At 62.8% G+C, this 11,056-nt stretch carries 11 protein-coding genes; 7 read left to right on the top strand and 4 right to left on the bottom strand.

What is annotated here, in order from left to right; all coding sequences use genetic code 11:
• Window positions 1-351: 351 nt before the first annotated feature.
• Entirely contained in the window at window positions 352-894 is a 543-nt protein-coding gene (locus tag GUI70_RS13995; RefSeq protein WP_161882925.1) for a hypothetical protein, read from the top strand.
• 98 nt (window positions 895-992) lie between these two features.
• Here the strand turns inward: GUI70_RS13995 and GUI70_RS13990 are convergent, their stop codons facing one another.
• Window positions 993-1,325, bottom strand: a complete 333-nt coding sequence (locus tag GUI70_RS13990) for a hypothetical protein (protein ID WP_161882924.1) — start codon at window positions 1,323-1,325, stop codon at window positions 993-995.
• Between the two features lie 666 nt (window positions 1,326-1,991).
• Between GUI70_RS13990 and GUI70_RS13985 the strand changes: the two genes are divergently transcribed.
• Window positions 1,992-2,753: an ATP-binding protein gene (locus tag GUI70_RS13985; protein ID WP_237724917.1), complete on the top strand. Its 762-nt coding sequence runs from the start codon at window positions 1,992-1,994 to the stop codon at window positions 2,751-2,753.
• A gap of 271 nt (window positions 2,754-3,024) precedes the next feature.
• On the opposite strand, the gene GUI70_RS13980 is transcribed toward GUI70_RS13985, so the two are convergent.
• A complete protein-coding gene (locus tag GUI70_RS13980) occupies window positions 3,025-3,261 on the bottom strand; it encodes a hypothetical protein (protein WP_161882923.1) in 237 nt (78 codons plus the stop codon).
• Window positions 3,258-3,485 (bottom strand): hypothetical protein, encoded by a 228-nt coding sequence (locus GUI70_RS13975; RefSeq protein WP_161882922.1) that lies wholly within the window; start codon window positions 3,483-3,485, stop codon window positions 3,258-3,260. Before GUI70_RS13975 ends, GUI70_RS13980 begins: the two co-directional genes overlap by 4 nt.
• 210 nt (window positions 3,486-3,695) lie before the next feature.
• Between GUI70_RS13975 and GUI70_RS13970 the strand changes: the two genes are divergently transcribed.
• Genes GUI70_RS13970 through GUI70_RS24025 form a run of 3 tightly spaced genes read left to right on the top strand, consistent with a single transcriptional unit; the run spans window position 3,696 to window position 6,150 of the window.
• A complete protein-coding gene (locus GUI70_RS13970) occupies window positions 3,696-4,826 on the top strand; it encodes a hypothetical protein (protein WP_161882921.1) in 1,131 nt (376 codons plus the stop codon).
• Window positions 4,819-5,937: a [LysW]-lysine hydrolase gene (locus GUI70_RS13965; RefSeq protein ID WP_202630484.1), complete on the top strand. Its 1,119-nt coding sequence runs from the start codon at window positions 4,819-4,821 to the stop codon at window positions 5,935-5,937. Before GUI70_RS13970 ends, GUI70_RS13965 begins: the two co-directional genes overlap by 8 nt.
• 39 nt (window positions 5,938-5,976) lie before the next feature.
• Window positions 5,977-6,150: a hypothetical protein gene (locus GUI70_RS24025; protein WP_202630483.1), complete on the top strand. Its 174-nt coding sequence runs from the start codon at window positions 5,977-5,979 to the stop codon at window positions 6,148-6,150.
• A gap of 128 nt (window positions 6,151-6,278) precedes the next feature.
• On the opposite strand, the gene GUI70_RS13960 is transcribed toward GUI70_RS24025, so the two are convergent.
• On the bottom strand, window positions 6,279-7,988 hold the full coding sequence (locus GUI70_RS13960; RefSeq protein WP_438503492.1) for a protein kinase domain-containing protein: 1,710 nt from the start codon (window positions 7,986-7,988) through the stop codon (window positions 6,279-6,281).
• Between the two features lie 496 nt (window positions 7,989-8,484).
• On the opposite strand from GUI70_RS13960, the gene GUI70_RS13955 reads away from it, so the two are divergent.
• Entirely contained in the window at window positions 8,485-10,419 is a 1,935-nt protein-coding gene (locus tag GUI70_RS13955) for a hypothetical protein (RefSeq protein ID WP_161882920.1), read from the top strand.
• A gap of 275 nt (window positions 10,420-10,694) precedes the next feature.
• Window positions 10,695-11,051 carry a succinate dehydrogenase, cytochrome b556 subunit gene (sdhC, locus tag GUI70_RS13950; RefSeq protein ID WP_161882919.1) on the top strand — a complete coding sequence of 119 codons (357 nt, stop codon included), beginning with the start codon at window positions 10,695-10,697 and terminating at the stop codon, window positions 11,049-11,051.
• The last annotated feature ends 5 nt before the right edge of the window (window positions 11,052-11,056 follow it).

Raw genomic sequence — 11,056 nt, 5'->3', positions numbered from 1 at the left:
TTCAACTCACCGCTTTTCGCCGTCCTTGTCGAGGGACAAGAGGGAATTGACAGTTTCCCCGTCTAGGACAGCCTCAAACCAAAGTTGTCAGGTACTGAGGGGCAGAAGGTTTGACCACCCAGATATTTCTTCAGAATCTTAATAATTGGAAAAACTTTTCCGCCGAGATGGAAAAACTTTTCCGAGCAAAACTAGGCCCGGACCTGTGTGGGAGAGAGAAACCCCTCCAGAGAGAAGTTAGTAGAAGAGAAGTTACTAAAGATAGTTCAGCTACGCCGAAAACGTCCTTTATATCAGGCGCAGTTCTGGCAGTGTAAGAGTGGTGTAAGTCACTTTCTGGTTGAGTAAATTATGAAGAAACTGGCTGCTGTATTGTCTATGTCACTGATTTCCTCCTCTTTAGCTACTTCATTGATAGGTACTAAACAGAGTGTCATGTCATCAAGCTTATGCAAAAAGCATTCATGCGTTCTAAAATATTCTGGACTTTTGAGGGATGCCCCCGAATCCATGAAAAAATACAAAACAAAAGAATTTGAGTATTCTCTTGAAATAGGAATTTCTCTCCATGTTCTTAGGAAAAGTGATGATTCTATTCTTAGCGCATTTTTAAAATATGACGTTTTTGGATGGGGACAGGCTTATAACGGGAATGGAGACCCATACGTCGGAGATTTTTCGATGAGTTTTCTAGGTTACACACCATCTAAAAGCTTGAATGACACTTGTCTCACTGATTTATACATGAAAGGCAATACACTTGAAACCCCCGGAATAAAAATGGGCATTATGGGGCTAAAGAATAAATTGCGCCTTGTTTGTAGCGCAACGCTTATGCAACCCGGTGGCTTCCCTTCCGGAAGTAACGTATTTGTCATGGCCAGTCATGACTAGTAACGATTTTAATGTGAAGGCGAAATTCTCCGAGTATACTTAGTTAGTTATTGACATCCTTAATTATCGCAGAGACACTTCCAAGAGATACGTCTCACCTAATCCAGTTTTGTTTCAATTCTTTTAATCTCACTGCCATTTTCGGCGTAGTCCACATCTATTCTGTAGTAAGCATCCTCGTAAATCACCTTGCTTGTGTAGGGCCCGTTACTACCTACACTCGTTTCTTGGGCCACAATTGGATACAAGGATACATCTTTATAAGAGTTGGTACTTTTGATGACAGTACCTCCACTTCTAAGAGTAAGCAATTGCACAGACAGAATTGAGAAATCCAGCAGCTTTTGAACGATTTGATCTTGTGCTTCTGTAGGCGTTAATGCTTCTCTTGGTTGAGAGAAGTCAATCTTGGTGTACTTTGGTAATTGCATATAGTTCTCCGTTTTCTTTGGGGAGGATTTTACTGCTGTAACGACAGGGTTAAAAGATAAACAGACCTCTTAAAATGGCCCAGGCCATATCAGACTTTCAGTCTGAGTCCTCTTATCTCAAGGAATTTTTGAGGATTGAAGAGGCGTTGGTGTATATCTTGGGGGATAATTTGCTTGCGGGGATTACTAAAGGGCAGAAATAAAGGAGACAGGTCTACAGGGAGGTAGAGGATTTAAGAATGAGGGTAAAGATTTGTGTGTGGGAAAGGATTGCGAGGAAGTTTGGGGGAGTGTAGTCTGAAGTGCTGAGGAGGCTATAAGGGAAGTATCAGAAACCTTCCGATCTTCGGCTTGCGCTTCCAAGTACTCGAAGTAGAGTGCTGCCTCTTCTGGACTGTCTCTGTACTCTTTTTGGGCTTGGTTGTACTTTCTCCACTGTTCTTTATCTAGTTGGAAGTCTCGGAAGTCTGCTAGTTCCTGGTCAAGTCTCTCAGAACTTAGTAGATTCGCTGCTTTTTTCATTTCTGGACTTGCTCCTTTGAAGATCATTGACCTAGACTTAGCTTCTCCAGTCTGTAAACGTTCTACATGTGATAGGTAAGACTCTTTGAATGCCCCTACTCTAGAGTTATTCCAATTTCTGTATCTTTGGTCTGCTGGAAAGTTGTGATACTGAACTCCCCTTCCCCTTCCTTCACCCAGCGCAGCGGCCTGATCCGCACCCCGCCCTACCGCCAACCGCACCACACCGTCTCGGATGCGGGCCTGATCGGCGGCGGCAGCATCCCCAGGCCCGGCGAGGTCAGCCTGGCGCACCGGGGCGTGTTGTTTCTCGACGAGTTGCCTGAGTTTTCGCGTAAAGCGCTGGAAACCCTGCGCCAGCCCCTGGAAGACGGCGAGGTCACCATCAGCCGGGCGCGGGCCAGCTTGCGCTATCCGGCCCGCTTTCAGCTGATCGCGGCCATGAATCCCTGCCCCTGCGGCCATTTTGGTGACCCCGAGAAAGCCTGTACCTGCTCGCCGCTGACCCGTACCCGCTACACTGCCCGGCTCAGCGGCCCGCTGCTCGACCGCATCGATCTGCGCGTCAGCGTGCCCCGCCTGACCGTGGAAGAGCTAACCCGTGCCGGAACGCCGGAGAGTAGCGCGCCGGTCCGCGCCCGCATTCAGGCGGCCCGCGACACCATGCTCTCACGCCAGGGCGAACGCAACAGCTTGCTGATAGGGCAGGCGCTGCGGCAGCACGCACCGCTGGCGCAGGGGCCCGCGTCCTTCATGGCCGCCGCCGCGCGGCAGCTCGGCCTCACCGGGCGCGGGCATGATCGGGTGCTGAGGCTGGCCCGCACAGTGGCCGACCTCGGCGGCAGTCCCGACATCCGCGAGGTGCATCTGGCCGAGGCAGTGGCGTTCCGGCCCAGGGCACTCTAGCCGCAGAAGTGCTGGATTTGCTCTGTCGGGTTAGCTGTGCAGAGAGCGGAGTCTATCTCGTTGTTGACCAGCGTCTAAACCGTGATACGGCATGTCGGCCTCGCTGCCCATGTTTGTGTGTTGATGGCGTTCGTCTTCGCTCAGACCGTCGCCTCTCTCCTCGCTCAGCGCCTCGTTACTCTTACCCCGTCTGCCTCGTTGGCGTGGCCGAGCACTTAAAAAGGCCCTGGCTCAGTCCTCCGCCAGGGCCTTCTCGGTAAGCTGCAGGTGTTCAGTGCTCGTCGCGCAGATCTTCCTTCAAGTCGGCGTCGGTCACGACCAGGCCGGGCGTGACCTGACCTGACATGGCGTTTGTCATGATCGGCACCACGACCGGGGGTTCGGCTTCGCTGCCTGCCGCTGCGCCGTGCTGACGCTCGGAGTTGATCTGGGCATCTGCACCCTCCTCGCGGAGTTCCTCGTCGCTCTTGCCCAGTGGCGTGTCGCCGTATCTATTGTGGTCGGTCACGATTCCTCCCGGCGTTCCTGAGCGTCAGGCAGCACCGAGTCGGCGGCCACCACGGCGGGGGCGCTCGTTCCGGCGATCGGAATCAGTACCGGCACGACCTCGTCGCTGCCCACCTCGGCGTGGCGGCGGCGCTCGGAATTGGTCAGGGCATCTGCACCCTCCTCGCGGAGTTCCTCGTCACTCTTGCCCAGCGGCGTGTCGCCGTATCTTCCTGATTGGGTCATGACTCAGTCTGGCTGCCCGCTGGTGGAGGCGGGTGAATGTCAGCTTCAGCGGCCTTTAGAGCACCTCCTCTCCCAAATTTGCTCCTTAGGTCCCTTGTCGGTCGGCCAGCGAGGCACTTTCTTTTGGCCCCAACCTCCGGTGGGTGGCCGCCACCCGGTGGAAGGGTCGGGTATGCTGACGGAAAGCGACGTGCGTGAAGGAGTGGTGCCATGAATGACCGAATTTTAGGAGCGCTCAAGGCAGTGGGAATCAACGATTCACCGCTGGCGAGCCTCGATCACGAGCAGCAGTTTTTCGCCCTGACGCCCACACTCCTGCTGTACCAGGCTGCCGACCCGGCCAGCCCGCTCAAGCAGGTGACCCTGCGCGATATCAGCCGCATCCACTCGGACCATCAGGGCACCCTGCGGGTCGAGACGGGGGGCGGCACCAGCATCACCGCCTCGCTGCTGGGCTTCGACCCCAACCGGGTGCAGCGGTTTTTCCAGACGGTGCGCGATACCACCGCCCGCGCCAAGCAGCAGCCCACCTCACCGCTGCCGAGCGTGGGCAGCAAAATGTTCTCGCCCGCGCCGACGACGGCCAGTCCCCCGGTCACCGTGCCCCCGACCCCGGCTTCGACCCAGCCACCCGCAGCACCGACATTGGGAACGCCGCTGGGGATGCAACCTACACAGGCAGCGACACCGACAGGACCGATCGTTCTCGGTAAGGAGACGCCCGCCGAAACGCCTCCGGAGAGCGGCCCGAGGGTGGTCAAGATCGGCGGCCCTCAATCCAGTCCGGTCCAGCCCAGCCCAACCCAGCCAGGTTCAGCCACGCCCCCGAAGCCCAGCAGCATCCGTATCGAGGCCACGCCCCCGGTGAGCGTGGGTGCGCCCAGCCCAACCAACGCCACATTCGGCAAACCGCCTGAAACGGCCAAGCCGCAAGCGCCCAGGGTGGAATCCGTCAAGCCGGAACCGGCCAAATCCCAACCCAACAAGGATCAGCCAGCCAGCGCCCAGCCGACCACTGCAAAGTCGCCCGCCGTGGATGCGCCGCAGCCACTGATGTACGAGCAGCCCGCCAACACGGCCCGACTGAGCCGCCTGGCCAAATCGGTGGGCGGCCTGAGATGGACGGTACGGGTGCTGGCGCTGGTGCTGGTCTTGGGCGCGCTGGGCATGGGCTACGTGCTGTGGCAACAGGGCAAGAGCAGCCAGATTCCGGCGCTGTGGACCGTGACCATCGGCGTTGTGACGGCGGTGGCGCTGCTGGTGCTGGCCGAACTGCTCAAGCTGATCTCGGCACTGGGCGAGGCGGTGGCCCGGCAGGGCAGCGGAGCGTCGGGTGACTGAAGACGGCGGGGCCATCACTGAACCTGCCGCCCGCGACCTGATCGTGGGAGCCGTCTCGCGCGCCTCGGTCTCAGGCCAGGAAGCCGAGGTGGCCGAGTTTCTGCGCGGCTGGATGGCGGGTCGCGACTTCGTGGCGCACATTGACGCCTCAGGCAGCGTGGTGGGCGTACGCGGCAGCGGGCCGATCACGGTGATGTTGCTGGGCCACATTGACACCGTGCCGGGCCATATCCCGGTACGCCTCGACGACTCGGGGGTCCTGCACGGGCGCGGCAGCGTGGACGCCAAGGGGAGCTTTTGCACCTTCGCGGCGGCGGTTTCGGGCCTGGAGAGCGCGGCCCTCTCGGCGGCCACCTTCATCTGCGTGGGGGCCACCGAGGAGGAGGTCGCCAGCAGCAGGGGCGCGCGCCACGCGGCGGCCTGCTACCACCCCAATCTGGTGCTGATCGGCGAGCCGAGCGGCTGGGAAGGCATCACGCTGGGCTACAAGGGCCGCTTGATCGTCAAGATTGAGGTCCGCAAAGACAATTTCCACACGGCGGGCGAGGGCAGCAGCGCGGGCGACGACCTGACCGAGAGCTGGTTCCGGGTGCGGCAGTGGGCGGCGCAGGCATCGGGCGAGGGCGTTTTCGGGCGGGTGCAGGCCACCGTGCAGTCGCTCGGCGCGGAAAGTGACGGGCTGGAGCAGGTGGCGCGCGGGGTGTTCGGGTTGCGGCTGCCCCCGCACGTCTCGCCGTCGCTGGCCCGTGAGCAGCTCAGCGCCGCGCTGGCCGATCTGGAGAGCCTAAAGCTTGACTTTACCGGAGAAGAGGCGGCGGTGCGCCACGAGCGCGACAGTCCGCTGGCCCGCGCCCTGCGGGTGGCAATCCGGCAGCACGGCGGCACGCCCATCTTCAAGCTCAAGACCGGCACCAGCGATATGAACGTGGTGGCTCCGCACTGGCCGGTGCCGACCCTGGCCTACGGTCCCGGCGACAGTTCGCTCGACCACACCCCCCAGGAGCGGCTCGACCTGGCCGAGTACGACAGAGCGGTGCAGGTGCTGAGGGCGGCGCTGACCCAGGCGGTGCTCAAGCAGGCGGCGCTGCCGGGCCACGCGGGTGAGGCCTGAGCCGGACCCGCCCGCGCCCCTGTTTGCTATGGTAAATGCATGATCCGACTGGAAACCGAACTCGAGTCCGCCATTCGCGAGCACCAGAACACCACGGCGTTGCTGGTGGCCCTGGGCGTGCTGATCGGCGTGGGCCTGGCCGCCTGGGTGCTGTCGCTGCCGCCGCGCGACGCTGTCAGAAGCGAAGACCCCGAAGCCCCGCTGTTCATTTGATCGGGCCTCCGAAGGCTGCCCCGCACCGCGAGACCCAGATGACGGGCTGAGCATCTGGCCGCAACCAGCACATCGAAGGGTCCGGGGAGCCGTGCGAAAGCAGGCTCCCCGGACCCCTCTCTCGCTTTTTACGCCAGCGGGCGGTTGACCAGCGCGATGGCCTGCACCGGGGCGTACATGTCGTTGCTGCTCAGCAAATCGCCCACTGTGCTGTAGGTCCGCAGCACCTGGCCGCCCTGCTTGACGGCGAACAGGTGCCCCTCGGTGCTGACCTGCATCAGCCAGGGCGCGTCGCTGGATTCGCCCACCAGGGTTTCGAGCGTAAAGGTGTTGCCGGGGGTGCCGTCGGCCTCGATCTTGCGGACCTTGCCCGCCACGCTGTCCACGATATAGACCGTACCGCGCGCGTCCACGCTCAGGCCGTGCAGCGGGCGCAGCTCGTCACTGGTGCGGTCCATCCGGAAGGCGTAGCGCGAGACGTACTCGCCCTGCGGTGTGAAGCGCTGCACCTCGCGGTTGCCGCTGTCGAGCACATAGATGTGCTCGTTCTGGGCAGCGGCGACGGTGCGCGGCTTCTCGAAGCGCCCCAGGCCCTGCCCGCGTCCGCCGAAGCGGCGCTGGTACTGCCCGGCCCGGTCGAACACCACCACATGGTGAGATTCGCCGTCGAGGACAAACAGCGAGTCGCCGCACAGGGTCATGCTGACCGGGGCGAGCAGTTCGTTCTCGCCCAGACCGTAGGTTCCGAAGGCCAGCAGTTCGCGGCCTTCCGGCGAGAGTTTGCGAATCAGTGCGCCACTCTTGCCCTGGCGAAATTCCGGCAGGCTCAGGTAGATATTGCCTTCCTCGTCGGCGGTCAGCGCATTGGGCGCAGACGGCAGCGAGTTCTCGCCCGTCTGGTCGCGCAGGCTGACCCGCAGCTTGCCCTTGAGGTCGAGCAGGCGCAGGGTGCCGCGCTTTTCCTGCACGCTCATGGCCAGCGCGTAGGGATCGTTGAAGGTCTCGTCACTCAGCACCCCGGCGTCCAGGCGGCTGATCACCTCATCGAGCGAGGGCCGCAGCGCCGGGTCCTTCTCGATCATGCCCAGCACCAGATCGTTGAGCTTGCCCGGCACTTCCAACCTCACCTGCTTGGGCGGCTTGGGCGACTCGAAGATCTGCTGATGTACCACGGCCTCGTAGCTGCCCCGGAAGGCGGTCTGGCCGGTGATCATCTCGTAGGCCAGCAGGCCCAGCGAGTACACGTCGCTGCGGGCGTCCACCCGGTTGCCCTTGGCCTGTTCGGGGGCCATGTAAATCGGAGTGCCGACCCGCGCCCCGGTCATGGTCAGGCGGGTCAGCACCTTGCCCACCGCGATGCCGAAATCCATCAGCTTGACGCCGCCCTCGCGCAGCTTGCCGTCCTGAATCGCGCCGCGCAGCACCATCACGTTGGCAGGCTTGATGTCACGGTGAACGACGTTCTGGGCGTGAATGTGACGCAGCGCGTCGGCCAGCGAGCGAATGATCTGCACGGTCTCGGTGTCAGCGAGCTGCTTGTTTTCCAGCACCGCTTCCAGGCTGTCACCGTCGAGAAACTCCATGGCGATGTAGTACTCGTCGCCCTGCGAGCGGTAATCGTAGACCCGCACGATGTTGGGGTGATTGAAGCGCTTGAGGACCTCGGCCTCGCGGTAAAAGCGCTTGACGAACTTGGCGTCGGCCAGGTACTTTTCCTGCGGCACCTTGAGGGCCACGGTGCGCCCGTCCTGCTTGCGCCTGGCGCGGTAGACGCTGCCCATACCACCGATACCGATGCGGTCGAGCACCTCGTAATCGGCAAACTTGAGATCAGTCATGGTAGGCAACTTGGTGAGGTCACGCGCGCCGGGGCTGACAGCCGGGCGCGGCCCCCCGGTGCGGCTCACCTGAGCGGGGCGGGAAAGCTGGCGCTCGCCGCCGAGCAGCAGCAGTGTGCCGCCGCCGATGGCCAGGGCACTGACCAGCAGGCCCTGGGCACGCTCGACGCTGCCGCTGAGGGCGATCAGCAGCCCCGCCAGCAGCGCCACACCTGCGACGCCCAGTGCCAGTGCGCGCTCACTGGGGCGAATCAGCAGCAGGGCCGCCACCACGAAGAGCGCGCACAGCAGGGCGACGGTGATCAGCGCGCTCACCGGCTGCGCCCGACCACACTGGCTGAAATCACACGGGCCAAGACCATACCAGCCGAGAGATGAAAAACGAGAGAGGCAGCCATATCGTTCATGTTATAGCCGACCGATTCTCACGCGCCCCTGACACGGCCCCCCAACGCTAGAAAGAAGCCGGAAAGACCTGGCAAACTATACTGAGCACGTGAGGCACGACGCGGAACTGGTGGAGCTGTTCGAATATAAGGTGGCGGATGTGCAGCGGGGCCGCGAGCCGCGCGGCGGCAAGCGGGGACTCTCCGAGCTGCGCGATTATCTGCTCGGCGCTTCGCTCGATTCGGCCATGATGCGCCGGGTGCGCATGGCCGACCGGCTGTGGCGGGCTGCGCTCAGTGGCACCACCCCCACCGGACGGCACATGGACGGCGAGCAGATGGGCGCGCTGGGCGTCATGGACATGGCCGATCTGGAACTGGGCAAGCTCAACGCCGTGCCGGACAATCTCAAAGATCAGCTCGGCCAGCTCCAGACCCAGCAGGCGGCCCGTTCGGACAGCGGCGCGGCGCAGGGTGAGCGCAACGAGTGGGAGGTGCTGGGGCACCTGCAGGCGGCGCTGTTTCACGCCGAGCTGCGCAGCCGCGCGCGCCAGCAGGCCCGCATCTGGCTCAAGGAACCCCGGCTCTCGACCATCCGGCTGGCCTATGCGCTGACCGAGAACCTGGAGCGCGGCGGACCCGGTACGGCGGTGCCGCCGCTGCACGACGCTTTTTCCTCGCTGCACGACCCCGACATCGCCGCCCAGGTGCTCAGCACCCTAGCCCAGCAGCTCAGCGTGCAGGCCGGGGAACTCTCCCGGCGCTACATCCAGGTCAAGTCGGCGCTGACCCAGCTGGCCGACACGCCCTTTCCGCGCGGTCCCCGGGCCGACGTGATGGACGCCCAGGTGCAGGCTGCCGAGCACGAGCAGCTCAGCTTCGAGGTGCGCCAGGCACTGGTGCAGGCGCTGCAACGCGGTCCCGACTCGCCGCGCAGCGCTGCCGAGCGCCCGCCCATTCGCAGTGCGGCGAGTCGGCTGCTGACATTTCTGGAAAGTATCATTCCGGTCACCAGCGGCGGGCAGGGCCTGGAGTGGCCGCTGCTGGAAGGCCTGCTGTTTGCCCGTAGCCAGGCGCTGCGACTCCCCGAACCCAGCGTGCAGGCGCTGTCGCTGGCCATTCACCTGCCCGGCGGCGAGCAGACCACCTGGCGCGGGCAGCCGATCACCTGGCGGGCGGTGCTGGTCGGCAAGACCGAGCCGCAGCCCGGCTGGGAAGTGCAGCTGAGCGCGACTGAGGTGTCGGGCGAGCTGGCCGGGGCCGCCCGCAGCATGAACATCGTGCGCCTCTCGGCCCAGCGGCCCGACGCGGAGAGCCAGTTCGCCGGGCAGCCGGTGCGGCTCTCGCTGATCGGTGACGATCTGGCGCTGGAACTGCGCCCGGTGACGCACACCGATCTGTTTCCGCTGGCGGTCGAGGCCCGGCTCACGGCCGCCCTGCTTGAACCCGGCGCGAGCTACACCCACCTGCGGCTGGCCCGCGCAGTGGCCCAGCGGCTGCGCGGCGGTGAGATCAACCCCGACAAGGTGTCGGCCCAGAGTGCCGAGCGCTACGCCTCCGCGCCGCCCGAAACGCTGCTGACCTTTGCCCGCCAGGGCGCGCAGACGCTGCTGGCCTACGCCGCCCAGGGCGACGACGAGGCGCTCAGCCGGGCGTTTGCCGAGGCCCGCACCTTCTTGCAGCTCAGCCGGACCCACAGCGAGGCGCTGCTCGATCTGGTGCGATTGAGCCTGCACGTGGGGGTGCTGCCGGTCATCGAGAATGAGGGAACGGAGGGTAGGGCGGGCGAGTTGCTGGATGTGGACGGCGAGCAGTACGCCCTGCTGCTGTTCCGGGGCCAGCCGACCACCGTGAAGGTCCGGGGCCGTCCGGTGACACTCAGAAGCGATTACAAGGGCGATCTGTGCGCCGTCATGGCGGGCGTGCCTGCACTACCGGTGCGCGATCTGCTGGTCATTCCGCTGCCTGCAGGGGCCATTACTATTCTGCGGCTCGGTGAGCGGGTGGCAGTGGGCTTCCAGCCGCTGCTGGAGCCAACGCCCTGAAGCTTGGCCGAGTGGTTACCGAGTCCTGGCCCGCTGACGGCCCCGATCACCCATATCCCGCTCACCAGCGCTCAGGTCCGCCGCGTTCCGGTCCGAGTGACATCTCGGCGCTGCCGGATTGTCCCGCACGGTAAGCCGGAGAACACGGCTTTGGCGAGGGTCGGTGGTATTCTGAGCGGCGGTTTAGTGTGGACTTTGCCCCGGCAGTCGGCCTCCTTGTACGGGGGTCGGCAGCAGGTGGGGCGACGTGAGCGCGGCAAGGAGGCATGGACGTTATGTATAAAGGCAGAGAGGGCCAGTGGGCCTTTTATCTTCACCGCCTTTCGGGTTTGGCGATTCTGGCGTATTTCCTACTTCACGTCATCAGCATCAGCCTCTTCGTGTTCGGTGAGAAAATTTATATGGCGGTGCACGGCGGCTACGACTTCATTCTGTTTCGGCTGGGCCTCATCGCCATTGCGGGCGGCGTGATGTACCACGCCATGAACGGTCTTCGAATCATCGTGATGGACTTTACCGGCAAGGGCGTGGCCTATCAGCGCCAGTTGTGGTACGGCGTGCTGCTGATCAGCATCGTCTGGACCGTTTACGTCGCGATCAAGGTGCTGCCGCGCGTGGCGGCGGGCGTCTAAAGGAA

The sequence above is a fragment of the Deinococcus alpinitundrae genome, assembly GCF_009982895.1.
In the GTDB taxonomy this organism is placed as follows: domain Bacteria; phylum Deinococcota; class Deinococci; order Deinococcales; family Deinococcaceae; genus Deinococcus; species Deinococcus alpinitundrae.
This window is presented reverse-complemented; position numbering and strand designations above follow the sequence as displayed.